Consider the following 26543-nt stretch of genomic DNA (forward strand, 5'->3'; position numbering starts at 1 on the left):
CTTTTATTGGTGCGGTGGATACGTCGGATGGTCGGTGGTGTGCAGCGGGGTGTTTTTCTGCGAGTCGAGGACGTTGGCAATGGCGGGTATCGCGGATGCGTCCGGGATGAATCCGGTGAGTCGAAGCCACGCGGTCTCCCGGGCAAGCTGGCGCTCGATATAGCTGTGCAGCAGCGGCTCAATGGGGCTGCCCGTTGGAAGCGGCGCCTTGTCCATCAAAATGCGCAAGCGGGCCTTGTCGCCTGTCACTGTTTTGGCCAGTTCGCCTAGGCCCTGGGTGTCGGTATCGCCTTGGGGGGCTGTGACGATCTGCTGCATCGCCGGGTCGGCGCCCTCTGGATGCGCCAGGCGCCAGGCGGCGAGCAAGCTGCGTGTGTCGTCGAATTCCTGCCGGACGTAGGCGAATTGATGCTCCTGAACTTCCGCTAGCAGGTTCAGTGAGGCTACGACCAAGTTGGCCTGCTCCAGGGCGAAAGGCTTGTCCTGAAGCTCCGGTAGCACGATCTCGTTCAATGCCTTGGCCATGCTTTGCAGGTGCTGCTTAACGTCGGGTTTCATTTGGCGGCGCCTCCGGTCTTCAGAATTTGGTAGAGACAGGCCAGCGCGCCATATCCGAGGCCAGTGCTGAAGTTCATCATTACGTCGAGATGGCTTTGACGGTCTGCGGCCGCGCGGGCGTTGGTCGCCGAGCCGAGGATGGCGAGCTTGTAGAGGTTGAGGACGGTGTAGAAGTGCAGTTTTTCGGTATCGACCGTGATGCCGGATGCGCGGCTGTAACGTTCGAGAAAGGCCTCGCGGGTCCCCAACCCGCAGACCAGGGGTGTGCCGTGTTCATCGGGGGAGGCGAAGCCGGGAAACAGCACCCAGGCGAGGTCTTCGTGAATGTCGCCGAGCCGGGCCAGCTCCCAATCGAGGATGGCGGTGATCTCGCGGGTGTCCTCGTTGAACAGGAAGTTGCCATTGCGATAGTCGTTGTGCACCACGCGGATCTCGTCCGCGACCGGCAGATTTCTTTTCAGCCATTGCCTGGCGAGGGTAATGACCGGATGTTCCTCTAAGCTGTCTTCTTCCCAGACCCGGCTCCAGTGCTCGAGGCCGAGGCGGGCCGCTTCGGTCGTTCCGGCCGCGGGGGTGTCGAAGGCAGTCAGGGCAGCGCTTCTCCAGTCGAACCGGTGAATGGATGCCAGGTAATCGACGAACTGCTCAAACAAGGGCTCGCGCAAGGCCGGCGGAAAGCCGGCGCCGATTCCGCTGATCGATCCGCCTTCGTGCTGCGCGACCTTCGGTTTTGCGACCCCCTCGACGAGGCCGCAGAGCATCCCGGGATTTCCCAGTACCGTGCCGTCCACATCAACCCAGAGCACGGGTGGTACAGGAACGACGCCGGCCATGGCGGCAATGATCTGGAACTCACGCAGACGGTGGGTCTCGACGATCGACTCGCCGGGTGTCATCCGCAGGATCAGCGTTTCTTCGATCGGACGGCTCTGTTCATCATTTCGCCGCAGTCCAAAGCGAAACATCTCCTTTGATCCGCCACCGGACAGGCGTTGCAGATCAAGGATGTCAAATGGGCCGGCGATCTGGCGCAACAGGAATGCCTGCAGGCGTGCCTGGAGTTCGGCCATCGGAGGGAGCCGGTAGTCCGGGCCGCGTCGTCGCCGCAGTTTCCAGGTCAGCGCCTCGTCTATCGTGCGTTCGACGCGATAGGCGCTGCGAATGCGGTCGATGTCCGGGTCGGACAGATAGCGCTTGTCGGCCAGTGCCATGGGGATGAGCCTCCCTTGTCAGTGTTTCCCGTGCGAGAAAGCGGTTTGGGGTGGTTAAATATCGTATTAGTGCATATCGTATTTAAAATTAGACATAGTGTCTATTTTTTTGTCTGAGCGACCCAAGCACCTGTTGGGGATAGGCGGGATTGCGGTGTATGGAAGGTGAGGTCCGGTGGTGCCGGAGGTGTGGCGTCAGGCCTGCTGGGGCGGGGCTGCGGTGAAGATCGCGCTATTGCAGATATGGGTGAAGGTGTTGATCAGGGCATCGAGATGAGCGGCATCGTATTGGCCCACGACACGGGCGCAGTATTCTTCGACGCACCAGGTCAGCACGTCGGCCACCATATCCCACGATACTCCTGCGGCAGGACTGTCTGCCTTGACCGTAGCGAGCGCGCGGCGGCTGTGCGCGCACAGCTCGCGCATCATGTCGTCATGCAGCCTGGCAATGGTTGCGTCTTGGCCGGAAGTCGCGGCGACGGCGGCGACAATCGCATGATGCTTTCGGAAGGTCATGACGATGCCGGTCAGGGCTTGTTTGACCGTTTGCGGCCCCGATTGCCCTTTGGAATCGAACCAGTCGCCTGCGCTGGTGACCACCTCCTGGGTCAGCCGGCCCATCAGGCGTGCGACCAGTTCATTCTTGTCCTTGAAGTGAAGATAGAAGGTGGCTCGCGAGATGCCGGCTTCGCGGGCGAGCTCTTCGACGGTGATGGTGGCAAAGTTCTGGCCGCGCTCAAACAGGCGCTCCATGGCGGCGAGGAGGCGGTCCTCCCGTGTGGTTTTGCGAGGTTTGGCAGATGCACGCGGCGGTTCGCTGGTCATTGGGCTATTGAATCTCGCATGTAAGCCGGCGACGGGCTGGCGCCGTCTGTGGCCCGTTGTTGGAAGTTGTGGCAGGCACCACTTGAATCATCGTGCGGCAAATCAGGGATGTCTTCGGTGCTGGCCTCCATGGGGGCGCAGCACGCATGCCGGGCGATGCTTGCGGTTTCAGATGAGGTAGCCGATGCGTCGCCTTTGCAGTGTTTTATCAGCAACAAAGGCCGGCGCCAAGTGATTCTGAGCCGGTTCGCTGTCCTGTACCTGCGACGATGTGGACGTCGTCTGCTGCAGGATCGATGTCGCATTGCACCGTGGCAACGTGGCTCCTGACTCCGATGGGCGCATCCCGAGCTCACTTGCCTACGCCGGATTCAAGCGCGATAGCGGCAGGTTAAAGGGTGAAAGTTGTTTGCGGACGACCTTGCCGAAATATTGCAGCTGCGTTGTGCCATGGTTTTGGCACAAGGAGATGTGCATGAAATCGTGCATGGTACGAGTTGCGCGATGCAGCATGCGCCGAGGGGTTTTGGGTTGAATATAAAACACGTGACTGAAAAAATGTTGTCAAATGACTCAATGGTGGCTTTGATTGAGTCTATACGAGTCAATATAAAACAGTTGACTTAAATAATGTATGGAGGCATATTTGTTTATGAGGCATGCAAAGAAGTCGAACGAGGCCGTGATCCCGTCATTCCAGATCGACGAGAGTGCGGGGAAAAGGGAGCGAACCCAGATGGCGCTGATTCTCGCTGCGGAAAAACTGTTTGGAGACTATGGCATTGACGCTGTTGGGCTTCGTGCGATCAGTGAAGCCGCGCAGCAGAAAAACAGCAACGCCGTTCAGTACCACTTCGGCGGCAAGCTCGGTTTGCTCAAGGCGATTTTTGAGCTCCGCGAGGGACAGCTGCAGCCGGCCAGAGCGAACTTGCTGGCGCAAGGTGAAGTGCAGGGTCGTTTTCGTGACATCCGCTTCCTGCTGCGGGTGTGCTTTGAGCCGAATTTTCTGCTCTATCGCGACCATCACGAAATTGGCTATCTGAAGCTCCACGCTGCATATCTTTCCACGCATCGCCCCCGTGGCGTGCAGCATCCCGTTGATTACGACTCGGCCAACTCGGTCAGCTATCGCCAGGCCATCTGGTTGCTCGGTGAACGGCTGGCCTATCTTGGGCCGAAACGCTGGATGTCCCGCCTTGAGAGCGTAGGGACGATGTTCCTCAGCGTGTTTATCCAGCACTCGGCACGCAAGCCCGATCCGAACACATCCTTGGACGAGTTGTTCGAGGATGCCATTGAAATGATGGCCGCGGCGCTGACGGCGCCGCCAGGCTATCGCACACCTATCAGCTAGCGGGACACGGATTCCGCAGCGAGGCGACATGCCGGCGACACGTCGGCGATAAAGGAGGCAAGTGAAGTGGACAAAATCGCGATGCAATATACCTTTCCGTTTGGTGCGCCGGAGTGCACCGACTTGGCTGTGGTTGGGGGTAAGGGGGCAAACCTCGGGCGCCTGACTCAGAAGGGATTCGATGTGCCCCCGGGTTTTGTTGTCGCTACCAGCGCCTACATGGCCCATATCGCCGATCTGAAGGACACCATCGCCGGTGCGCTGGCCTCCATCAACTACGATGACGCTACAGAACTGGACAAGGCTGTGCAGCGTATTCGTGGCTGGATCGTCGAGGCCGACATGCCGCCGGCGATTGCGCACCAGCTCCTGGCGGGTTACGAGTGTATGGGCCATGACGTATTTGTGGCGGTGCGTTCGTCCGGCACGGCCGAGGACCTGGACGGTGCTTCCTTCGCAGGTTTGCACGATACCTATCTGGATATCCATGGTCGCGATAATTTGACCGACGCGGTCAAGCGATGCTGGGCAAGCCTGTGGACCGCGCGTGCCGTGTCCTATCGCAAGACCCAAGGGTTCGACCAGTTTCCGTCGATCGCCATCGTCATCCAGAAAATGGTCGAATCGGAAGTGTCGGGTGTCATGTTTACCGGCAACCCTATCAATACCGCCACTGACCAGATCATGATCAACGCGAGCTGGGGGTTGGGCGAAGCGATTGTGTCGGGCGTCGTCACGCCGGATGAATACCTCGTCCAGCACAAGACTCGCAAGGTTCTGGAGCGCACGCTCGGATCGAAGCGCGTGATGACCGTGCGCAACCCCAAAACCGGCGTGGGAACAGTGGAGAAGGACGTCGACGAAGCGAAGTCCAGTGTTTTTACCTTTGATGACGAACAGGTCGGCTTGCTCGCAGAACTTGGCGAACGCATCCAGGCTGCGTACGAAGACATGCCGCAAGACATTGAGTGGGCGTATGAAGGCGGACAGTTCTATGTGCTGCAGGCACGGCCTATCACCGGTGTCGAATTCTCATGGGATGCCGCGGTGACCGCAAGTGTCCAGGGGAACGACGAGCTAACACCGCACGACACCATTTGGTCGCGTGTCTTCCCGGAGGAGATGTGGACCGGTGCCATCTCGCCGCTCATGTTCTCTTGGCGGTGCTGGGGCCTGAACCAGTGCCACAGTCTGGGCGTGCATGCCTTCGGTTACCCCGAGCTGGACTACACTTCGGGCCGGTTGTGGGCGTATCACAAGGGCGTTTCTTACTACAACTGCAAGAACGATCTCGAGCAGATCAAGCTGGCGATCCCGCCCCAGTTGCGCCACGGCATGCTGCATAAGATCCCCAAGGATTGGCACGAGGAAGCATTGAGCGCCGATTTCGACTGGGATCGGTATGTCGAGATGTTCCTGAAGGTAGAAAAGGAGCGTCCGGATATGGGCCTGAACTGGTGGAAAGCCATTCGTGACGACTTCATCGACAGCGAGGAATATCGCGCCCATACCCGGCCGCGCTCCCGCGACGAGCTTGCGGCCATGACCGACGCCGACCTGCGCGGCCACATTGCCGACGTTGTGCGCCGCGAGATCGCCTCTTATGACCCGCCCTGGAACGGCCTGCTGTGGTACATGCGCGAAGCCTTGGGATGGATCGCCTGGATCACGGAGAATTGGTATGACGGTGGTCGTCCGACAATCTTCATGGACCTGGTGACCGGCACCCGCAACCCGACCATTACCTCCGAGGACAATGTCGCGGTTTGGGAACTGGCCGACAAGATTTACCGCTCGCCCGAACTGACTTCTCTGATTGCCAAATTTCCGGACGAGCGCTTTTTCAATTATCTGGACCAATGTGTGGACGGTCCAGCCTTTCGTGTCATGTACGACGAGCACGTGCGCCTGCGCGGGCATCGAGGCCACCCCGATCGCGATATCTACTTCGATCGTCGCGCCGATACGGCCATTGTGGACCTTCGTTTGTTTCCGGGGCTCATGGGCGCGCCCGACCCGCGTATTCAGGAGGCGCGCATGCGCGAGCGTCTCGAAGAGGCGATCCAGCATGTGCACGACAACCTGGCCGCGCAACCTGTGCTGGGCACGTTCAAGGCCAAGCTGTTCCGTTTCCTGATCGACTTTGCGCACAACAGCCTTGAATACCGCGACAACGAGCGTGAAGTCATGGATTGGTCTACCTACGCCATCAAGCTCGGGTACGAGGAAGTGGGCCGTCGCTGTGTGGAACGCGGCCGCCTCGCGGAGATGAAGGAGTGCTACTTCCTCACCCAGGAAGAGCTCTACGACGTACTCGAGGGCAGGGCGAACATGAAGCTGGCCCGCGCCAAGATCGATGCTCGACGGAAGAATTTCGACGCGATCGACCGCAAGCAGGTGCATCCGTCCACTTACCTCCAGTTCGGCCGTCCGGCACCCATCGATGCGCCGGAACTGTCCGGTGACGGCGTGCTGCGCGGCAAAACAACCAGCGTTGGCAAGGTTACTGGCACGGCGCGCGTGGTGCCTGAGTTGTCCATGATCGGGCGTGTCAAGAAGGGCGACATCCTGATCGTTCACGCGACTGATCCGGGCTGGACCTCGGTGTTCATGCTGATCAACGGCATCGTGCTCGAAACCGGGGGCCTCATTAGCCACGGTGCGCTCTTGGCGCGTGAGTATGGTCTGCCCGGCGTGCAGATCGAAGGGGCTCTACGGCTGATTCCCGACGGGGCCACCATCACCCTCGACGGGGACAACGGTGTCGTCATTGTCCATGACGATGAGGAAGCGTCCGAGCCGGAGAAAGTAGCCGCCTAAGGGGCTCGCTGCCCGCCGCCCCTGCTGGGGGCGGGTCTTGGCAGCGGACCGCCTCTATTCAGAGTCATCCATTTTTCATGCGCTCACTCGAGGCGCAGGGCGGGGTATTGCCGATTCGGGTGCCGGCACGGCCAGTGCAATCAAGGAGGGGAGCACTTCCGGTCAGGCCGGTGTGCCCCGAAAACGATGAAGGAGACAATCATGAGAAGAAGCAGTGTGCTGCATTGTCGACGAGGCCGTTATCTAGCGATGATTGCTGCCCCCGTATCGGCGATGTGCGTCTCGGCCACGGCCAGCGCATTTACGTTTGACACATCACCCGAATGGCGGGTCAACCTCGACAACTCCGTGCAATACACCCTCGGAGCGCGTATGCAGTCCAGGGACAACCGCCTCGGCAACCATCCCTTTTATGCCCAGGGTAACTACAAGTTCGACAATGGCGACGTGGTTACCAACCGTATTCAGGATCTGGTCGAGTTCCAGGCGGTGTATCGGGACCGGATGGGATTTCGCGTGTCCGGCTCGTTGTGGAACGATTTCGCCTACGACGACAGAGTGGAAACCAATCCCAACCCCGCGTTTTCCACTTTCCTCTCCTACCCGAGCGGGAGGTACTCGAGCGACACCAAGAAGTACCATCTTCAGGGTGGCGAGTTGCTCGACGCTTTCGTCTTCAACAACACCGAAATCGGCGGCAAACCGGTGTATCTCAAGGCAGGACGCCTGACCCAGTTCTGGGGTAATGCGCTGTTCTTCGGATTTTCCAGTATTTCGTATTCGCAATCCCCGGTGGACTACATCAAGGGCTTCTCGCAACCGGGGTCGGAAGTCAAAGAGTTGTTCCTGCCACGCGCACAGATCCTCGGTACGGTTGAGCTCACGCCCGAGCTTTCGATCTCCGGTCAATACTTCTTCGAATGGCGACCGAATCGCTATCCCGAAGGCGGTACCTATCTTGGGCCGTTCGACATTCTTTATCGCGGGCCCACTAGTGGTGGCGCGCTGGCGGGCTCGCTCGGTGGCCCGGTCTCTGCGGGGAACGAGGACAAGCCCTCGGACAATAACCAGAACTTTGGTGTCAAGGTGACCTGGTCACCCGAGTGGGCCGGCGGCGACCTGGGCTTTTACTATCGCCAACTGGACGAAGTGCATCCCTGGGCCTTGGCAGACATCTCGGCGACCGGCGGCGGGCGCTTGCATTTGTCCTATGCACAGAAGGTCAAGCTTTTCGGTCTGAGCTACGAGCGCAGCTTCGGTCTCTTGAGCACCGGGTTTGAAGCGTCTTACCGACAGGATACGGCGCTGAACAGTGCGCTGACCAATGGCATTCCCGGTGTGCCGACCACCGAGGGTGCCACGGGTGATGTCGTCAACGTGATCGCCAACGCCTTTGTTCAGCTCGGATCGACGCCGTTCTACGATTCGGGGGTTTTGCTTGCCGAGTTGAGTTACACCCATTTGGTGAAGGTGACTGGCAACGAGTCGATGTACAACGGTGTCGGTCATTCCGCCTGTCGTGACAGCGTCAATTCTGCCCTTTCTGGTGACAAGTGGGACGGATGCGCCACGAACAACGCGGTGGGATTTGCAATGCTGTTTGAGCCACAGTGGTTGCAGGTATTTCCCAGCGTCGACATCAGCATGCCGGTCTCCTACACCCGCGGCGTGAAAGGCAACCCGGCCTATGCCGCTGGCTCTTTCTACGCCGAAGGCGCGGAAATCTACTCGGTTGGTGTGAAAGCAACCTACAAGTCAAAGCATTCCATCGCGTTGCAATACAACGGCTACCACTGGCGCACCGGCGACGTGGTCGACATTCCCGGGCTAGGCCGTTCCTACGCTGGCTATGGCGGCAACGGCGCCGTAGCCCTGAACGACAAGGGCTGGCTGCAGCTGACCATCAAGTCGTCCTTCTGAACGATGACAGGAGACACAAGATCATGAAAATTAAATTTCTTCCGTACGCACTGATGATTTTCGGTGCGTGCGCCGCCACGAGCGCAATGTCTGCGGTGTCGGCCGAGGAGGCCAAGCAACTTGGGGCAGAATTCACTCGGTTTGGCGCGGTCAAGGCGGCCAATGCGGACGGGTCCGTTCCCGAATACACCGGCGGCATGAATCCGGTGGCCGGGTACGATCCGAAGACCATGGCCACCTATGTCGATCCGTTCAAGGACGAAAAGCCGGCATATCGGGTCGATGCCAAGAATATGAGCCAGTATGAGGCCATGCTCACTGAGGGCACCAAGGCCATGCTCAAGCAGTATCCGAGCTTCCAGTTGAATGTCTATCCGAGCCACCGCAGCTTTCGTTACCCTGAATGGGTTCTGGATAACACCGTAAAGAATGCGACCACCGCCAAACTGACCGGAGAGGTGGAGGGCGATGCGCTGTCAGGCGCGGACAAGGATGGACTGCCCTATGCCGGCGTTCCTTTTCCGATCCCGAAGTCCGGTTATGAAGCCATCTGGAATCACACTGCTCGTTACAACGCCGCGGTCAGCCACAACGTAGGAGGGGGCTACCTGGTCGACAGTACGGGTAGCATCACGACCCTACCCACCGCGGATGAGTACTTCGTTCATCCCTGGTATGACGTCAAGGGCACGCTGCGCGCCAAGACCTTTAACGCATTGTTTGGTTTTTCAGCGAAGCTCACATCGCCCCCCTCGTCGGCAGGTGTGGTGTTCCTCAATTACTACACCGCCAACGCCGCCGAAGGTGGCCAGCGGGTGTGGTTCTACACGCCCGGGCAGCGGCGAGTGCGTCAGGCGCCTGAATTCAGCTATGACGTACCGATCGCGGCCTACGGGGGCGTGACCGTTTGGGACGATATATACGGCTACCTAGGGCGCATGGACCGCTTCGACTACAAGATCGTTGGTCGAAAGGAGATGCTCATTCCCTACAACGCCTTCGGCCCTACTAATACGCTGCCGGTCAAGGAGCTGCTGGGTGAGAAGCACATCAACCCGGATGCGGTGAGATGGGAAAAACATCGTGTGTGGGTTGTCGATGGCAAGCGTAAGGAAGGTGCCCGCCACGCCTACAGTCGCCGGACTTTCTATCTTGACGAGGACTGCTGGTGCATCGTGGCCTCCGAAGCCTATGACAACGGCGGTGCTCTGTGGCGTGTGAGTCACTACTACGGCTTCCCGACCTACGATACGGGTGGCTTCAATACCGAAACGTGGAGCACCAACGATCTGATCAAGGGTAACTACTTCATCCTCAATACGGGGCATGCGGAACCGGGGAATTCGATCCGCAGCTATGACACTGCCGAAGGCCTTCCGGTCCACCTGACGCCGCAGGCCGTTGCCGCAGGCGGCGTTCGATAGTCGCCGTTCGGACCGCATTGGTCTTTTTGAAGAAGCCCCTGCGCCCGGGAGGCGCAGGGGCGACTCAATCGACGAGGATGACATGTTGCTTCACCCTTTCTCTATCCTTCTGTTCCGCCGTACGCTGGGCGCCTTCATTCTATCGGCTGCCTTGGCGAGCCCGGCCTACTCGGCGGACGCCGTATTGCGTTTCAACGATCCGCTGGACACGCCCGCCCGAATCCGCTCAGACCCGCAGTCACGGCCGCTCATGGCGGTTGCCCGTGCGGGCGCTCGTCTGATCGCCGTCGGGGCGCGCGGACTGATCGTCACGTCGAGCGACGAGGGCCGGCGTTGGACCCAAGTCGTCTCGCCGGTACAAAGCGACCTTCTCGCAGTGCGCTTTGTCGATGGCACGCATGGCTGGGCCGTGGGACACGATGGCGTGATCCTCGCCTCCACTGATGGGGGACTGCAGTGGGTTAAGCAGTTGGACGGGCGAAAGGCCAAGGATATCTTCGAGCGCTACTACGCTTCACAGCCGGGCGGCTCTGGGATCGAGACCGCGAAGATTACGCTAAACGCGAATCTGGGATCTGGCCCTGCACTGCCGTGGTTGGACGTGTGGTTCGAAAATACGCGAAAGGGCTACGTGGTTGGTTCCTTCGGCATGCTTGCTGTCACCCGTGATGGTGGCCAGAGCTGGCAGCCACAGTTTGAGCATATCGATAATCCGGATGCGCTCAACCTGAATGCAATTCGTGGTGTCGGCGACGATTTGTTCATCGCCGGTGAACGCGGGCGTGTTTTCCGCCTCGACCGTGACAGCGAGCGATTCATCGCAACCGACACCGGTTATCGGGGCAGCTTCTTCGGTCTTGTCGGTCAGGGAAGCGAGCTTCGCGCGTTCGGTCTTCGTGGCACGGTCTATCGTAGTGACGATGGTGGTGCCCACTGGGCGGCAGAGCCGCTATCGGGGGATCAGACCTACACGGCTGCGGTGACGGATGCCGGTCGCTATGTTTTGGGCAACCTGGCCGGACAGCTGCTGATCGGCGCGTGGCCCAACGCCGCACCGCGGATGACACCGCTTGATCCTCCCTTGAGACTGACCGGCATGACGACGACCCGCGATGGATTGCTCGTACTCACCAGCCTTGACGGTGTCCGTGTTGTGCGCCTTCCAGAATCTAGCTCCGCCGCGAAGCGCGCGGACTGACCGAGAACAGACATGGCTATCCCCACCGACAAGCAGGCCGCCATGGCGGTCATCAGCGATCCGCGCGACTTCGATCCAAGCTCCGGCTCTCTGATCGAGCGTATCGTCTTCAATCACCGGCGTCTTCTTGTGCTGGTGTGTGTGCTCATCACCGCCGGACTTGTCAGCCAGGCGCTGTTCCTGCGCATCAACGCCAGTTTCGAGAAGATGATGCCGGTTTCGCATCCCTTCATCCAGAATTACCTTAAAAGCGCCTCTGACCTGAAAGGACTGGGCAACTCGGTGCGGATTGTGGTGGAGAACGCCAACGGCGATATCTACGACGCGAACTATCTGGCCGCGCTACGTGACATCAACGACCGGGTTTTTCTCATTCCCGGGGTCGACCGTTCGTTCATGAAATCGCTGTGGATGCCGGTGGTACGCTGGACCGAGATCACCGCTGAGGGCTACAAGGGCGGCGCCGTAATGCCCGACGCCTATGACGGTTCGCCGGAAAGCATTTCGGCCTTGCGCAGTAACATCCATCGTGCCGGCATTGTCGGATCGCTGGTGGGCAATGACGAACGTTCGAGCATGCTGTTTGTACCACTGCTCAGCCGTGACGCGGTCAGTGGCAAGGCGCTCGATTATGGTGCTTTTCGCGACGCGCTCGACCAGATCCGCATCGAATACGGTGACAAGGGCGTCAACATCTACATCATCGGATTCGCCCAGCTGGTGGGTGACCTGATCCACGGCCTGATCGAAGTATTTACCTACTTCATGTATGCCGCGCTGATTTGCTCGGCGCTGATTCTGGTTTACACGCGATGTTTGCGCAGTACGGCTCTTGTGGTGAGCTGTTCGCTGGTCGCCGTGGCTTGGCAACTTGGCCTCATGCACGTCATGGGGCTGGTACTCGACCCCTATTCGGTGCTCGTGCCCTTTTTGATCTTCGCCATCGGCGTCTCGCACGGCGCCCAGAAGATGAACGGCATCATGCAGGACATCGGTCGCGGCACCCATCGCTACGTGGCCGCCCGCTACACCTTCCGCCGCCTGTTCCTTGCCGGTCTCACCGCCTTGCTGGCTGACGCGGTCGGCTTTGCCGTGCTGTACGTCATCGACATCCCGATCATCCGTGATCTGGCCATTGCCGCAAGTACCGGCGTGGCGGTGCTCATCTTCACCAATCTTATCCTGTTGCCGGTACTGCTTTCCTATACCGGCGTGAGCGAAGCGGCAGCCAGTCGTTCCCTGCGCGCTGAGCGCGAAGATCATCCCCTGTCGCGCCTGCTGAGCCGATTCACCCGGCGGTCCTGGGCATTGGGCATCATCGCCTTCTCGGTGGCGGCGACAGTCGCAGCGGTCATCGTCGCCTCAGATCTGAAAATCGGCGACCTCGATCCCGGTGCACCGGAGCTTCGCCCCGATTCGACCTATAACCGCGACAACGCCTACATCACTGCCAACTACAAGTTGTCGAGCGACCAGTTTGCGGTCATCGTTACCACCCCCGAGTACGGCCTGGTCAATTACGAAACCCTGATGGAAATGGACCGGCTCGAGGAGATCCTGCGCGACCTGCCGGGTGTGCAGACCACGACCTCCGCGGCCAGTCTGGCGCGTAGCTATACCACCGCCAGCTTCGAGGGCTCGCCCAAGTGGTACACCCTCAACCGCGACAAATACGTGATTTCGGACGCGCTCAACTATGTGTTTGACGCCAATCCGGAGATGTTCAATGACAGTCGCTCTGTTGCCCCGATCATTGCTTTTCTGGCGGATCACAAGGCCGATACGCTCGATCGCGTCGTTGCAACGGTCGAGGCCTTCGCCGCCAAGCACAACACTGGTGACCGTCACTTTCTGCTTGCTGCCGGTAATTCCGGTATTGAGGCGGCAACCAATATCGCAGTGAAGGACGCCAACCGCAGCATGTTGTTCTATGTTTACGCGGCGGTGGTCGTGTTGTGCTTCATCACCTTTCGCAGCTGGCGCGCGGTGGTTGTTGCGGTCGTGCCGTTGATGGTGACATCGCTGCTGTGCGAAGCGCTGATGGTGGTGATGGGAATCGGTGTCAAGGTAGCCACGCTGCCTGTGACCGCGCTCGGGGTGGGGATTGGGGTGGATTACTCGCTCTATCTACTTGCGGTGCAACTGGCGGCACAGCGCGACGGGCTGTCGCTCACGGATGCTTACTGCAAGGCGCTTGTGTTTACCGGCAAGGTGGTGGCGCTGATCGGTATCACCTTGTCAGCGGCGGTGATTCCGTGGATCTGGTCGCCCATCAAGTTCCAGGCCGACATGGGGTTGCTACTTGCCTTCATGTTCCTGTGGAACATGCTTGGCGCACTCATTGTCATTCCAAGCCTTGCGGCCTTTCTCATGAACCCGCGGGGAGGGGGATCTGCCGAGGCCACGAGGGTAGAGCATGCGCGGGTAGCGTCCGGGGGCACACCGCCGATGCAGGAGGGCAGCGCTCCCCCAGCGAGTGTCTGCGCGGCTGAAGCTCGCTAGCGGCGCCGTGGTTCCGGATGCGCGCGCGTGAATTCGTTGCCCTTCTTGCGCTGACCTTGATTTCCGGCGCCATGGCCACCGATCTCCTGGTGCCGGCGGTGAGGCGCATCGATCGTGACATCGTAGCCATCGGCGAATCGTCCGGGCGGATGGCACTGATTGCATTTCTCTTTGGCGTTGGCTGCCTTCAGTGCTTTTTCGGCCCGCTGGCTGATCGACTTGGTCGGCGGCCCATATTTCTGATGGGGACGGCGTTATTCGTGTTCGGGGCGCTGCTTGTCAGCCAAGCGTCCGATGCCAATTGGCTTGTGCTGGCACGATGGACGCAAGGGGTTGGTACCGGTGCGATGCGGGTCGCCATCTATGCGGTGGCACGTGATCGTTGCCACGACGGCGGGCTCGCCCGTCTGTTCTCATTGGCCATGGCACTACTGCTGCTCGAGCCAATTGTCGCCCCCGTGCTTGGGCAATACCTGCTGGACGTCGGCAGCTGGCGTGACAGCTCGAACCTGCTGGCATTGATCGGCTTGGTGGTGCTGGTATGGAGCGGGGCGAGACTGGACGAGTCTCAGCCTCGCCCATGCGCATGCGCCGAGACACAGTTGTCGGCGTTTCACGCCTATCGTCGCATTCTCCGTCATCGGCCCGCGCTTGGCAGCATGTTGGCCTATGGCATGGTGACGGGCGCACATGTGGGTTTCCTCACCTCGGCTCAGGCGATCTTTCAGGGCACCTATGCCGCGTCAGAACGCTTCGTCCCGCTGTTGGCCTTCGTTTGTGCGTTCACTGCGGTGGCGGCCATCCTCAACGCCCGGCTGGTGTGCCGTGTGGGCAGTTGGCGACTGGTTCGGATCGGACTGCTCGTCCAGGTGGGCGTCAGCCTAGTCGGCGTGCTTGCCCTCCGATGTCAGTCACTGGGTTTGCTCGAATTTACGTTGATTGCGTGTGGAAATCTTGCCGCGATGGGCCTGCTCGTGCCCAACCTGACCGCCTTGTCCTTGCAACCCTTCGCCGATACGGCGGGCGCGGCGGCCGCCTTGTTCGGGAGTGTGACGATGCTGCTCTCGGCGGTTCTCGGTTTGAGCATCGGCCGCTCGTTTGATGGAAGTGCCGGTCCGTTGCTCGAGGCCTATGCGCTGCTCGGTTGTGCTGCTTTATTGCTGGTCGAGTGGCGTCGCGAAGAGCCCGCCGTGTCGTCGGCGGCGCCTGCCAATGTGAAGTGACGGCGGCAGCTTGCCGTTGAACGGTCATGGCTAGGCCGACGTTCCCAATCGGAACGCCGGCCGGTCACGCATCAGCCGAGCTGGTAGATCGACTTGTAGCGTAGATAGGCGCCAAGAGGCTCGGGGTCCGGTTTGCGGCACATGCCGCTGTTCTTCAAGCCTCCGATGGAGGTGTTCAGGCCCGGCCGCGAGGGGCGGGGGCTCAGTACAGGTAAATGGTCACGACCATCGACGCGGCCACGGCGACCCAGAGCGTTCCAGTCAGCTGCCAGGCCAAGGGTGCGCTTCGCAACTCCATGAAGAACGCCATCACCAGCCCGACCTTGATCGCCGAGACCACCATCACCGCGATGGTCGATACCACTGGCGCGATGACAGGGAGGGAGAATCCCCATGCTGACGCAGCGGTGCTGAGCATCAGAAGAGACCATACTGCTAACGTGGATCTGACTGCGCTACTCATCGGCAATCACCGCACCAGATACAGTAGCGGGAACAGGCAGATCCACAACAGATCGACCATGTGCCAGTAGGTTGCGCCGCTCTCGTATACGGTCAGATTCCCGCCAGAGGCTGACACAGATCGGGACTTGAACCACAACACAGCAAGAATGACATTGCCCACCACGACGTGCCCCAAGTGCATCCCGGTCATGATGAAGTAGTACATGAAGAAATCGTTGGTCAGCATCGAGATGCCGGCATCGAATTTCGCCATGTACTCGAGCGTCTTGGACACGATAAATGCGAGCCCGCAGGTCAGGGCGAGCGCGAAGAACACGGGCGCCAAGCGCGGGTGGGCATGCTTCAATGCGTCGATGGCCAGAACCACGAACATGGAGCTTGTCAGCAGGATCAGGGTGTTGACCGCACCGAAATCCAGACTCAGGGCCTGCCGTGACGCTTCGAAAAGTGCCGGGTTCTCGTGACGGTCGATCATGAAGGAGGCGAACATGACAGCGAATACCGTCATGTCGGCAAACACAAATGCCCAAACGCCTTCGACGCCGGGCAAGCGGCGGCCGTCGCGCGGTGTGGGTAATACCGAACCGACCACGGGGTGCGCTCTCATCTACTTCTCCCGGCCCGCGTCTGCCAGCATCTGATTCACGATCGGCGCCACGATATCTTTGCCCTCGTCCGTCCGGGCACGGCGCTTCAGGTCCGCAAGGAGGTAATACGTGGCGACGAATAGCCAGATCAGCCAGGCGGGGTAGGGAAGCCAGTATCCGATCAGGCCATCGTAAGCAAACGGACCATCCCTCAATATGGCGGTCAGGCTCGCCGGGAAGAAGGTGGCTCCGCAGAAGATGGTGAGGTAGCAGGCCCAGTTGGGCATGACCGGAATCGTGCTCTTCTTGTCCGCCAGAAAGCACAGTGCCATCGCAAACATCTGCAGGGCGGTGCACATGTAGACGGTGTCGTTCATCAACCAGCCCGCGTCGGTCAACATCTGGGTGATTTCCGGCGAGCGTTCGGGCCGCTGGGCGGCGACCACCCAGCACCACATGCTGATCGACACCACCATGACGGTGAGACATCCCCCCATGAGTTGCAGGTAAGACAGCACCGGGTAGCGGCCTGTCTCGATGCGCATCATGCGAGCCGTCACGTATCCGGTCCATGGCAGGTAGAAGCAGATGGTGATCAGCGAAACCAGAAAGCCGACACGGATGCCGGTCAGGTGGTCGACATAGCGGTCGGAGAAGGCCTGGGCCGGCCAGTCCGGGTGCGGTGGCGGCAGGTTTTGCCCGAGCCAGGCCCAGAAGATGATGAAGGTAATGACAAAGAATGGGCCGCTGTAGAGCGAGAGCTTTTGATAGAGGATCTTCGTATTTTCGTCCATGGCGTGTCGTCCAATAGATCTATGGAAACAGTGGGATGGGAATCAGGCCACGGCGTCGAGGCGCGCGCTGCCCTTGTCTAATGAAACGACGAGCTTGCGCAACAAGTGCTGTAGTAGCGCGAACTCCTCCTCGCTCAAGTCGGAGAAGGCGCGCTCGATGGGCTCGGCGATGCGTGGCACCGTTTGCCTCACTTTCTCCCGGCCCGGCCCGGTAATGGCGATCACGTGACGACGTGCGTCGCGCGGTGCCACCGAGCGTGCCACCCAGCCGGCGCGTTCGAGTTCTTCGAGAATGCGAGTCATGTTCGAGCGGCTGGTGCCGACCATGTCGCTCAGTTCGCTCGGCGAGGCGGCGCCGCTTTCGTCGGCGACGAGCAGGCAGAGGACGTGGAAGGAGTGCTCGGAAAGATCCAGTGCGCGAAAGGCGGGTTCAAAAAAGTCGCTCAAGCCCGAGCCGCTGATGCGCAGCAGCCGCACCATGACCGTGCCATCCATCGGAATGCCGGGGAGCGCCCTGGCCATCCGCGGGGTGCTGAGCGCGACCTTCGAGAGTCGTTGTTGTCCGTTCATAAAACGTGAGTCATTCACCGCTGAATTATTCGAGCCGCCCCCGGCGCGCCCACGCCGTGTGTGGGAGAGCCGGGGGCGGGTTGATCGGCGCCGTTCAACCGAGCTGATAGATGGACTTGTAGCGCAGGTAGGCGCCCATGGATTCGGGGCCCAGCTCGCGGCCCAGGCCGCTGTTCTTCACGCCGCCGAAGGGGGCGTTCAGGTCGGGCATGTAGCCGTTGATGCCGATGGTGCCGGTCTCGACGCGGCGGGCCAGCGCGATGGCATGCTCGCGGTCGGTGGACCACACCGTGCCGCCCAGGCCGTATTCCGAATCGTTGGCGATGCGGATCGCTTCGTCCTCGTCCTGGTAGCGGATGATCGACAGCACTGGGCCGAAGATCTCCTCGCGGGCGATGCGCGAGTTGTTGTCCACATCGGCGAACACGGTCGGGTTCACAAAGAAGCCGCGATCCTTGTTACTGCGTCCGCCGCCGGCCACCAGGCGCGCGGTGTCAGTGCCCAGATCGATGTAGCGCTGCACGCTGTCGCGATGGCCGGCGGAGGCCATAGGGCCGATGACGGTATTGCGGTCGAGTGCATCGCCGACCGGATAGTTACCGACCGTGCTGGCAATGGCCTCGACGAATTCGTCGTAACGGCTGGCCGGTGCGAGGATTCGGGTGCAGGAGAAGCAGGCCTGACCGTTGTTAAGTACGGAGCTCATGGGCAAACTGGCCAGCACCGCGTCCAGATCGGCATCGTCGAGCAGAATCGCGGCTGACTTGCCGCCCAGCTCTAGGGTGACCGGGCGTAGCAGGCGGGCGCATTCCTCGGCGATGATCTTGCCGGCGCCGGTGGAGCCGGTAAAGGCGACTTTATCCACGCCCGGGTGGGTGACCAGGTGCGAGCCGATGCCGCGATCGCCCGGCACCCAGTTGATAACCCCCGGCGGCATCTCGGCTTCGGCGGCCGCTTCGGCCAGCACATAGCTGTCGAGCACGGTGCCCGAGGAGGGCTTGATGACGATGGCGCAGCCGGCGGCCAGCGCCGGGGCGATCTTGAAGGTCTGCAGAGCCACCGGGAAGTTCCACGGGATGATGGCCCCGACGACGCCGACGGGTTCGCGACGCACCAGTGTGGTGGAGCCGGTCGGCGACGGACGGGCTTCTTCTTCGACCATGTTTTCGGCCAGTGCAGCGTAGTAGCGCAGCAGGCCAACCACAAAGGCCGATTCGAGTTGGTCAGCAACATTGATTGGCATGCCGTTTTGCAGGCTCACCGATTGGGCCAGACGGTCGCCACGTTTCTCGATGGCATCGGCGAAGCGGCGCATGTGCGCTGCTCGGCCCTTGCCGTCGATCCCGGCCCAGGCCGGATTGCGCATGGCTGCACGGGCAGCAGCGACGGCGCGATCCATGTCTTCGTTATTGCACTTGGGTACGCTGCCGATCACTTCCTCGGTGGACGCGTTGATGACGTTCGCCCGTTGTTGCGAGCTGGGGGTGATCCACTGGCCACCGACGAAAATATGCTGATGATCGATACTCATTTTGGGATGTCTCCTTTGTGTGTTTTGCCGCTTCAAGGCAGGGCGTTACAGGCTGCGCGAGATCAGCTCGCGCATGATTTCGGAGGTGCCGCCGTAGATGCGCTGGACGCGCGCATCGGCATACAGGCGACAGATTTCGTATTCGCGCATGAAGCCGTAGCCGCCATGCAGTTGCACGCACTGGTCCACTACCCGGCCGTGCATTTCGGTGCACCACAGCTTGGCCACTGAGGCGTCGTGTTGCGAGAGGGCGCCGCGAATGTGGTGGCTGATGCACTGATCGACGTAGGCCCAACCGACGGTGAGATCGGCTTTTAGATCGGCCAGTTGGTACCGGGTGTTCTGAAATTCTGCAATGGCTTTTCCAAACGCCTTGCGCTCGCGCACGTAGTCGCAAGTGATGTCGTAGGCGCGTTGAGCGGCGGCCATGGACTGGAGTGCGATGGTCAGACGCTCTTGAGGTAATTCGCTCATGAGTTGCGCCATAGCCCGGCCTTCGGTGCCAAGCAGGTTTTCTACCGGCACGCGCACGTCGTCGAAGAACATCTCCGAGGTGTCGGCAGACAGGTGACCAAGCTTGTCCAGTTTGCGGCCTCGATTGAATCCCTCGCGTGCGGTCTCCACCAGAATCAGACTCATCTGGTCAGATCCGCTGTCGCTGCCAGTGCGGGCAACCACGATGACCAGGTCGCAGTGCTGGCCGTTGGAGATGAAGGTCTTCTGCCCGTTGATGACGTAATGGTCGCCGTCGCGCGTGGCCCGGGTGCGCACGCCCTGCAGGTCGCTACCGGTGCCCGGCTCGGTCATGGCGATGGCACATACCACGTCCCCCGAAACCATGCCGGGCAGCCAGCCGTGCTTCTGCGATTCTGTGCCGAACGAAACCAGGTAGCCGGCGCACACGTCGCTATGCACCGAAAAATTTGCAGCGGGTCCGGCGTAGCCGGCGTACCACAGCTCTTCGATCACTACCGCGTTCATGCGGAAGTCGCCACCGATGCCACCATAGACCTCGGCCACCGAGGGGCATAGCAAGCCGCCAGCGCCGCCGGCCTGCCAGTAACTACGATCGACCTGACCGGCCGCTTCCCAGCGATCGAAGTGAGGTGCGATCTCGACTTGGGCGAATCGGCGCACCGAGGTGCGGAAGAGGCGGTGTTCCTCCTCATAGAGGAGCGGCCGTTCAGGGATCATGGATTGACGTGGCTCCATATTTTCGTTTGCCACCGTACCATCTGAATGATGACGGTCCCCACGACCAAAGTTAGGGTTGGCTAAATCTGAACCGGGAAAGTTGATTCATTCGCTGGCCAGTTGCGCTCAGCCCCGGACGCATCAACTGGTTGCGGACTTGCCCGTGTGGAGCGGCGTCGGCGTCGGCGACAGGCTGGAGCACGTGCGCGTGACAAGGGGGGAAATATCACCCCTGATGTGAGCGGGACGTCTTGACTGCGTTGCGCCATGCCCGTGGTGACGCGCCGGTCCATCGTTTGAAATGGCGACTGAATACGGAGATGTCGGAATAGCCCAGATTCAACGCCAGTTCGGTGATTGGCAGGAGGCCGTGCTCAAGATGTTGTTTGGCAATGGCGCATCGCACCGCCTGCAACTGCAGTCCATAGCTGGTGTTTTCCTGCAGAAGCATTCGCTGCAAGGAGCGCGGGCTCAGATCCAGGGTAGCGGCGACTTGATCGACCGAGCATTCGCCGGACGGCAATAGCCGGCCGATCACCTCTTTCATCTGGCTCAGCAAATTGCCCGGGTAGCGGGCTTTGAGATACGACAAATACTCTTTGAAGTGCCGGCTCAATATCTCTTCGTCGAGATGTGGTGGCTGATTGGCGACAGAGGCGCAGATTAAGGCGCCGTCAAAAGTGCTGGAGAAAATGACCGGATAGGGGCACTGGCCATCGGGAATCGAGGCGTGGTGCGGCGCGCCCTGACGCAAACACAAGCTGAGATGACGTCGATCCGTGTCGCGAACCATGCTCGAGATGAAATTGATCAATTGCCCTGCGCCTACTTGAACCATGTGTTCGATGCCCAAAGGCGTGGTGATCTCAAAGCAGAACTGGATCCGGGTTTCGCTGCCTGTTGTGATCAGGTCGAGGTGGACGCCGGTGGCATGCAGATAGAGATGATTGGAAAAATTCTCGATGGCCTCATGGATGGTTTTTTCCTGAGATGCGGTCACCAGGAGATCCATTAACACCCCTGGGTTCTGTCGTAGGCCGAGGGAAAGTCCGAACAGCGGATTCTTGCACTCGATCGAGCACAGTTCGACGAGTTCCGCCATTTTTGCCAGCGATATGAAGGTGTTGGGATCGCGAAACTGGGATGGACTCAGGCCGATCCGCTGGATCAGTTCGATGGGGTTGCCGCCGAACTTGCGGGTCAGCGCCTCAACGCCGCCGATGGCACCAATTCGAATCAGATGCATGTCGAGTCTCTTGTTTGTCGTGGCGCGTTAGATCAAGTTTATGGCGCCAAATGTCAAGTTTGAAGTGGTATTTATAAATACTATGTGAGTCAGGCGACGCCGCAGGCAAATGCGATGTCGCTGTGAGTGGCGAGCGCTTCAAATTTACCGGGGGGAGGCAGTCAGTCATTCCCGATGGCTTCGCTGCGATTCCTGTAACGATAAGCATCGGGGCATTGCATGAAAAAAAATCCATACCGCTATTACAGATTTCTCACGCTGGCTGGCATTTTCATGCTGCCGGCGACCATATTCTTCTGGGGGGTGTTGGGCCAGAACGTGCCACCGTATTCGGCCAGCTTGAGCGCGGATGCCTTTGCGGCTGAGATTATTGCCAACGCCAGTTCGATCCGAATCGGCATGATTGGCCAGTTGGTCGTTTCCTTTGCCTACTTTCTCTGGGGGCTTGGCATCTGCAAGGTCATGGAGGCAACCGAAGAAGACAACAATGTGTTGTCGACCATCGCCCTGTGGGGAACGGGCCTGACGTGGATCGTGTTCGCTTTGCCCTGCTCAGTATGGCTGACCGTTGCGTATCGCCCTGAGGTAATGGACCCGAGAACACTGCAGATGTTCTTTGACTTCGGATGGTTCTTTTTCGACAACTCCTTCACGATCACCACCATGGGCATGGTGGCCATGGGGATCGGCTTTCTGAAAGATCCCCGCGAAGTGCCGCTGATGCCTGCCTGGGTGTGCTGGCTTGCGATCTGCGTGGGCATCGGTTTTGTGCTTGAAGTCTTTATGCCTTTGGTGACCGATGGGGCGTTTTCCCGAAGCGGACTGATCAACTACTGGATCGAGTTTTCCGCGTATTTCGTTTATTGGATGGCGACAGCGATCCATTTGGACAAGGCGGTCGTTCGTCTTCAGCGCGAACATGCACAGGGGAAAGGACTTGCCTGACGCTTTGGGGCGACCTGAACTGGCCGCAGGGCGGAAGCCCTTCCAAAGCATCTGGATCTTCCTTGTTGCGGACAGTGTCAGTTTCGGCCTGCTTTTTCTGGTGTTCATGGTGGAGCGGCTTGGCCAGCCTGTGCTGTTTGCCGAGTCCGCACATCGTTTAAATGCCTTGCTCGGCCTTGGTAACACCCTGATCCTAATCACCGGGAGCTGGCTGGTGGCGCTGGCTGTGGCCGCCTGCCGGGTCGGCAGCGTCGATCGGACGCGTCGCCGGCTGGTGGCCGCTATTGTTGTCTCCAGTGGCTTTGCGTTTGTGAAAATTTTCGAGTACGGGAGCAAGGTTGGCGACGGCATTACGCCGCTGACCAACGATTTCTATACCTTCTATTACGCGCTGACGGGCTTTCACCTGCTGCACTACCTGACCGGGATGGGAGCGCTGATTTACCTGGCGGTCTTGACAGTCCGTGTGCATGAGATAGAAGCGCGTTTCACGCTGTGGCTCGAGTCTGCCGCGCTGTTCTGGCATGTGGTGGATCTGCTCTGGATATTCCTGTTTGCCATGCTGTACTTATTGGGTGTCCAGACATGAAGCGCTTCGAGGAACGCAAACTGGGTGTCGCCTGGCTGACATTGGTTGTGGTGACGGTGACAGGATTCACCATTGCCGAAGCGGTGTTCATCAAACCACTCTCGGTCGCCTTGGTAATGGCGCTGTCAGGCGTCAAAGCGCGGCTGGTGCTCTATCGATTCATGGAGCTGAACGAGGCCCCCACCGGCTTGCGCGTGTTCTTTAACGCCTGGCTGCTGATCTGTGTGTTGATGATCTTCGGTCTCTACTCGGTGGCGTGATTGTTGGTGGCTTGGCTGAGTTTTGCTTCGTGCGTGGGGGCCTTGACGGTCAGCGTGGCGAAATCCTGACCTTGATTGAGCATGTGCTCCATGGTGCAAATTGGCAGTCTTTGATTTTGGCTCGCGGCCGACCGGGTGCGCCCATGCGCGCCCGGCCGCAATTTGACGCGGATTCAGATTTGCGCTTCGGGTAGCCGTACGACGAGACCGTCGAGTGTGGCGTCGACAATGATCTGGCAGGACAGGCGGGCGTTGTCACCGTCGCGGCCCGCGAATTCGAGCATTTGCTGTTCGTGCTCGCAGCGTGTGCCGGTTCGTTCGACCCATGCCGGATCGATGTGTACCAGGCAGGTGCCGCAGGTCATTGCACCGCCACAGTCGGCGTCGATGCCCGGCACGTTGTGACCGGTCGCGCCTTCCATGAGCGAGGTGCCGTCGTTGATGTCCGCCGTATGGGTGGTGCCGTTGGATTCGATGAAAGTGATTCTGGCCATGTCCGTCTCCGTGTTACGCGGCAATGGTTTTCAGGTCGGCCGAAGAATCGGCCAGTTCGGATGGGGTGACTGGCTTGCCTGATGCGGCGAGCTTCTTGCCAGCCATGAAGGCGGGGGGGCTGTTGATGGCTTCGACACAGACCACGCGCGTGTCTTTGACATGAAAGACCGCAAAGCTGCGGCTGGCCGGATCGCCCCGGACTACGCTGGTCGCGTCGGTGTCGATCAGGCCGACGATCTGCAGTTTGAGGTCGTATTGGTCGGACCAGAACCACGGCACTTCCGGCGCTGAGGGCTCACGTCCGCACAGCACCGCGGCCACGCGTCGCGCCTGTTCGCCGGCGCCCGGAACGCTTTCTAGGCGGATGGGCCTGCCGTAGATCGGGATGGGGCGTTTGGCCATGTCGCCAATGGCAAAGATGTCGGGGTGCGAACTGCGACAATCTGCGTCCACCGTCACACCGTCGTCACAGGCCAGGCCGGCGGCTAGCGCCAGCTCGGCTGCCGGTTCTGCACCAACGCCCAGGATCACCAGGTCGCACGGCAGGCGAGTTCCATCGCTGAGGCGCACTGCTGTGGCCGCGTGCTCGCCCTCGATGGCGTCGATACCGGTATTGAGTCGGAACTGCACACCTTGGGCTTCGTGCTCCGATTGCAGGAAGGTGGCGATTGATGCACTGGCTACACGTGCGAGCAGACGTGGCGCGTGCTCGACGACCGTGACCTCCGCGCCGAGCGCACGCGCAGTGGCCGCGCATTCCAGGCCGATGTAGCCGCCCCCGATGATCACTACTTTGCGGTCGACCTTGAGTGCGTTACGCAGGCGCTCGGCGTCGGCCAGATTGCGCAGGCTCAGTACATTTGAATGACCCACGCCCGGGATGGGCAGCTGCCTTGCCCGGGCGCCGGTGGCGAGCACCAGCCAGTCATAGTCAAGCGTTGTGCCGTCATCGAAACGCACGCGATGGGCGTCGGGTTCAATGGCCTGGACGCGTTCGCCAAGGCGCAGGCCAATGTGCTGCTCTTCGTAGAAGCTACCGGGTTTGAGTGCGAGCTTCTCGGTCGTGGTCTCGCCCTTGAGCCACGCTTTTGAGAGTGGTGGGCGGTGGTAGGGGGTGTGGGGCTCGTCGCCCACCAGAGTGATGCGCCCGGCAAAGCCGAACTGGCGTAGCTGGCCGACGAGGGCACCGCCGGCATGGCCGGCGCCGATGACGAGCACATGCGGTTTGGCGATTGGGGTTTCGCTCATTGGGGTCTCCGTTTGTATGCGGATGCCGGGCCGTGCGGGACGGCCCGTTTTCTTATTCTGTGTAGGGTTCGAAGCTGTCTTTGGTGGACCCGCAGGTCGGGCACATCCAGTCGTCCGGAATGTCTTCGAAGCGGGTGCCGGGGGCGATGCCGCTGTCTGGGTCGCCGATGGCTTCGTCGTAGATGTCGCCACAGGTGGTGCATTGCCACTTGCGCATGCGTTTCTCCTGGTTGGTGTGTTGTCGGGGGGCGCGTTTAGTTCATCTTGTAGCGGATGGGTACCCGCTTGGGCCCGCACACGAACTCGGATTCCTGCCACTGGCCTTCGCCGGCCATCTCGACCCACTCAAGGCGCTCGAACAGTTCTTCCCAAAGTGTTCGCATTTCCAGTCGGGCCAGGTGCTGGCCGACGCAGATGTGCGAGCCGAAACCGAAACCGATGTGCCGGTTGGGCGTGCGGTCGGGCTGGAAGGCGAACGGCGCATCGAACACTTCCTCGTCCTTGTTGGCCGACAGATAGGACACGTACAAGCGGTCGCCCTTCTTGATCTGCTGACCGGAGAGCTCATAGTCCTGCGTGGCCGAGCGGACAAAGGCCATCGGAGGTGTCGAGATGCGAATCGCCTCTTCGACGAAGCCGGAGATCAGGCTGCGGTCGGCCTTGATGCGGCTAAACAAGCCAGGATCGCGGGCGAGAATCCACATCGCGTTGCCAATGGTGGCGGCAGTGGTGTCGTGGCCTGCGGTAGAGGCGATGACGAAGTAGGAAATCATGCCGCGCTCGTCCATGGGCTGACCGTGAATCTGTCCGTGGGCGATCAGCGTGGCCAGATCCTTGCGCGGCGCGGCACGTCGCTGGGCGACCAGATCGGTGTAGTAGGACTTGAATTCGTCGTACACGATCTGCCAGGTCTTGATCTGCTGCTCGGGGTCGGTCAGCACCGATCCGGGGCGGCACAGATCTGGGTCGGCGTAGCTGAGGAACCACTGGGTCAGCCGCAGCATGGTGGCGTGGTCTTCGCGCGGCAGGCCAATCTGGTCGCAGATCACTTGCAGCGGGTAGCGCATGGCGATCGTCTCGGCAAAGTCGCACTCGCCGTTCATGTCGGCCATTTGGTCGGCAAATTCGCGCGCCGACGCCAGTACGCCGTCTTTCAGCGTGGCCACGTTCTGTGGCATGAACACGTCCTTGACCACATTGCGGTATTCGGTGTGGTCAGGCTTGTCCATGTGCACCAGCGTGCGGAAGATGTGCGGTTTGCCGCCGCTGTACTCCGCCATCATGGCCTCGGCCATGATCGATGCGGGCGTCTTCGAGATGTCGCCGCTGTGAAAGATGTCGTCCAGGCGCGAGACCTCGCGTACATCCTTGTACTTGGTGACGATCCAGTGGGGCTTGTAACCGGGTACCTCGCACATCGCCAGCGGATAGTCGCGGCGCAAGGTGGCGAAGATCTGCTCGACTGCGTCGCGGTTCGCGTAAGAGGCGGGGTTCCAGATCGGGGCGACCAGCTCGGTCGGTATGATGGGGGTGCTCATCAGGTATCTCCGTTAGGTTGATTCGGGTTCCTGGTGCCAGCTT

Annotated in this window: 24 protein-coding genes; 10 read left to right on the forward strand and 14 right to left on the reverse strand. The window is 60.3% G+C overall.

Features of this window, described 5'->3' with window-relative positions:
• Positions 1 to 3: 3 nt before the first annotated feature.
• The 3 genes from FHP89_RS13625 to FHP89_RS13635 all read right to left on the reverse strand — a co-directional run bounded on the left by FHP89_RS13625 (position 4) and on the right by FHP89_RS13635 (position 2525).
• Positions 4 to 558, reverse strand: a complete 555-nt coding sequence (locus tag FHP89_RS13625; RefSeq protein ID WP_144178454.1) for a hypothetical protein — start codon at positions 556 to 558, stop codon at positions 4 to 6.
• Complete coding sequence (locus FHP89_RS13630) at positions 555 to 1769, reverse strand: phosphotransferase family protein (protein ID WP_144178456.1); 1215 nt, start codon at positions 1767 to 1769, stop codon at positions 555 to 557. The genes FHP89_RS13625 and FHP89_RS13630 overlap by 4 nt, the downstream gene beginning before the upstream one ends.
• 195 nt (positions 1770 to 1964) lie before the next feature.
• Entirely contained in the window at positions 1965 to 2525 is a 561-nt protein-coding gene (locus FHP89_RS13635) for a TetR/AcrR family transcriptional regulator (protein ID WP_186300322.1), read from the reverse strand.
• A gap of 808 nt (positions 2526 to 3333) precedes the next feature.
• Here FHP89_RS13635 and FHP89_RS13640 point away from each other — a divergent pair.
• The 7 genes from FHP89_RS13640 to FHP89_RS13670 all read left to right on the forward strand — a co-directional run bounded on the left by FHP89_RS13640 (position 3334) and on the right by FHP89_RS13670 (position 15038).
• The gene (locus FHP89_RS13640) at positions 3334 to 3951 is read left to right on the forward strand and encodes a TetR/AcrR family transcriptional regulator (RefSeq protein ID WP_186300323.1); all 618 of its coding nucleotides are present in this window, start codon (positions 3334 to 3336) and stop codon (positions 3949 to 3951) included.
• 66 nt (positions 3952 to 4017) lie between these two features.
• Positions 4018 to 6771, forward strand: coding sequence for a PEP/pyruvate-binding domain-containing protein (locus tag FHP89_RS13645; RefSeq protein ID WP_144178465.1), 2754 nt, complete (start codon positions 4018 to 4020; stop codon positions 6769 to 6771).
• A 201-nt stretch (positions 6772 to 6972) separates the two neighbouring features.
• Complete coding sequence (locus FHP89_RS13650) at positions 6973 to 8691, forward strand: DUF1302 domain-containing protein (RefSeq protein WP_186300324.1); 1719 nt, start codon at positions 6973 to 6975, stop codon at positions 8689 to 8691.
• A gap of 23 nt (positions 8692 to 8714) precedes the next feature.
• Positions 8715 to 10115: a DUF1329 domain-containing protein gene (locus FHP89_RS13655; protein ID WP_144178469.1), complete on the forward strand. Its 1401-nt coding sequence runs from the start codon at positions 8715 to 8717 to the stop codon at positions 10113 to 10115.
• An 82-nt stretch (positions 10116 to 10197) separates the two neighbouring features.
• Positions 10198 to 11313: a YCF48-related protein gene (locus FHP89_RS13660; protein ID WP_144178471.1), complete on the forward strand. Its 1116-nt coding sequence runs from the start codon at positions 10198 to 10200 to the stop codon at positions 11311 to 11313.
• Positions 11314 to 11325: 12 nt separating this feature from the next.
• Entirely contained in the window at positions 11326 to 13815 is a 2490-nt protein-coding gene (locus FHP89_RS13665; protein ID WP_144178473.1) for an efflux RND transporter permease subunit, read from the forward strand.
• Between the two features lie 17 nt (positions 13816 to 13832).
• Positions 13833 to 15038: an MFS transporter gene (locus tag FHP89_RS13670; protein ID WP_144178475.1), complete on the forward strand. Its 1206-nt coding sequence runs from the start codon at positions 13833 to 13835 to the stop codon at positions 15036 to 15038.
• A 202-nt stretch (positions 15039 to 15240) separates the two neighbouring features.
• Here FHP89_RS13670 and FHP89_RS13675 read toward each other — a convergent pair whose 3' ends face one another.
• The 7 genes from FHP89_RS13675 to FHP89_RS13705 all read right to left on the reverse strand — a co-directional run bounded on the left by FHP89_RS13675 (position 15241) and on the right by FHP89_RS13705 (position 21425).
• A complete protein-coding gene (locus tag FHP89_RS13675; RefSeq protein ID WP_144178477.1) occupies positions 15241 to 15501 on the reverse strand; it encodes a cytochrome C oxidase subunit IV family protein in 261 nt (86 codons plus the stop codon).
• Between the two features lie 6 nt (positions 15502 to 15507).
• Positions 15508 to 16110: a cytochrome c oxidase subunit 3 family protein gene (locus FHP89_RS13680; protein ID WP_144178479.1), complete on the reverse strand. Its 603-nt coding sequence runs from the start codon at positions 16108 to 16110 to the stop codon at positions 15508 to 15510.
• On the reverse strand, positions 16111 to 16884 hold the full coding sequence (locus FHP89_RS13685) for a hypothetical protein (protein ID WP_144178481.1): 774 nt from the start codon (positions 16882 to 16884) through the stop codon (positions 16111 to 16113).
• A 42-nt stretch (positions 16885 to 16926) separates the two neighbouring features.
• On the reverse strand, positions 16927 to 17454 hold the full coding sequence (locus tag FHP89_RS13690) for a MarR family winged helix-turn-helix transcriptional regulator (protein ID WP_144178483.1): 528 nt from the start codon (positions 17452 to 17454) through the stop codon (positions 16927 to 16929).
• Between the two features lie 94 nt (positions 17455 to 17548).
• Positions 17549 to 18985 carry an aldehyde dehydrogenase gene (locus tag FHP89_RS13695; protein ID WP_144178485.1) on the reverse strand — a complete coding sequence of 479 codons (1437 nt, stop codon included), beginning with the start codon at positions 18983 to 18985 and terminating at the stop codon, positions 17549 to 17551.
• Positions 18986 to 19030: 45 nt separating this feature from the next.
• A complete protein-coding gene (locus tag FHP89_RS13700) occupies positions 19031 to 20179 on the reverse strand; it encodes an acyl-CoA dehydrogenase family protein (protein WP_144178487.1) in 1149 nt (382 codons plus the stop codon).
• 226 nt (positions 20180 to 20405) lie between these two features.
• Positions 20406 to 21425 (reverse strand): helix-turn-helix transcriptional regulator, encoded by a 1020-nt coding sequence (locus FHP89_RS13705; RefSeq protein ID WP_144178489.1) that lies wholly within the window; start codon positions 21423 to 21425, stop codon positions 20406 to 20408.
• 219 nt (positions 21426 to 21644) lie between these two features.
• Here FHP89_RS13705 and FHP89_RS13710 point away from each other — a divergent pair, with 219 nt between their 5' ends.
• The 3 genes from FHP89_RS13710 to FHP89_RS13720 are packed head-to-tail and all read left to right on the forward strand — an operon-like array spanning position 21645 to position 23219.
• Entirely contained in the window at positions 21645 to 22370 is a 726-nt protein-coding gene (locus FHP89_RS13710; RefSeq protein ID WP_144178493.1) for a hypothetical protein, read from the forward strand.
• Entirely contained in the window at positions 22363 to 22959 is a 597-nt protein-coding gene (locus tag FHP89_RS13715; protein WP_186300326.1) for a cytochrome c oxidase subunit 3, read from the forward strand. The genes FHP89_RS13710 and FHP89_RS13715 overlap by 8 nt, the downstream gene beginning before the upstream one ends.
• The gene (locus tag FHP89_RS13720) at positions 22956 to 23219 is read left to right on the forward strand and encodes a cytochrome C oxidase subunit IV family protein (protein WP_144178502.1); all 264 of its coding nucleotides are present in this window, start codon (positions 22956 to 22958) and stop codon (positions 23217 to 23219) included. The genes FHP89_RS13715 and FHP89_RS13720 overlap by 4 nt, the downstream gene beginning before the upstream one ends.
• Before the next feature lie 173 nt (positions 23220 to 23392).
• On the opposite strand, the gene FHP89_RS13725 is transcribed toward FHP89_RS13720, so the two are convergent.
• Genes FHP89_RS13725 through FHP89_RS13740 form a run of 4 tightly spaced genes read right to left on the reverse strand, consistent with a single transcriptional unit; the run spans position 23393 to position 26500 of the window.
• A complete protein-coding gene (locus FHP89_RS13725) occupies positions 23393 to 23713 on the reverse strand; it encodes a 2Fe-2S iron-sulfur cluster-binding protein (RefSeq protein WP_144178509.1) in 321 nt (106 codons plus the stop codon).
• Positions 23714 to 23726: 13 nt separating this feature from the next.
• Positions 23727 to 24962, reverse strand: a complete 1236-nt coding sequence (locus FHP89_RS13730) for an NAD(P)/FAD-dependent oxidoreductase (protein ID WP_144178511.1) — start codon at positions 24960 to 24962, stop codon at positions 23727 to 23729.
• 52 nt (positions 24963 to 25014) lie between these two features.
• Complete coding sequence (rd, locus tag FHP89_RS13735; protein ID WP_144178519.1) at positions 25015 to 25179, reverse strand: rubredoxin; 165 nt, start codon at positions 25177 to 25179, stop codon at positions 25015 to 25017.
• A gap of 37 nt (positions 25180 to 25216) precedes the next feature.
• Positions 25217 to 26500 carry a cytochrome P450 gene (locus FHP89_RS13740; RefSeq protein WP_144178521.1) on the reverse strand — a complete coding sequence of 428 codons (1284 nt, stop codon included), beginning with the start codon at positions 26498 to 26500 and terminating at the stop codon, positions 25217 to 25219.
• Positions 26501 to 26543 lie beyond the last annotated feature (43 nt).

Origin of the sequence: Denitromonas ohlonensis (assembly GCF_007625205.1) — a bacterium.
Classification (GTDB): Bacteria; Pseudomonadota; Gammaproteobacteria; order Burkholderiales; family Rhodocyclaceae; genus Nitrogeniibacter; species Nitrogeniibacter ohlonensis.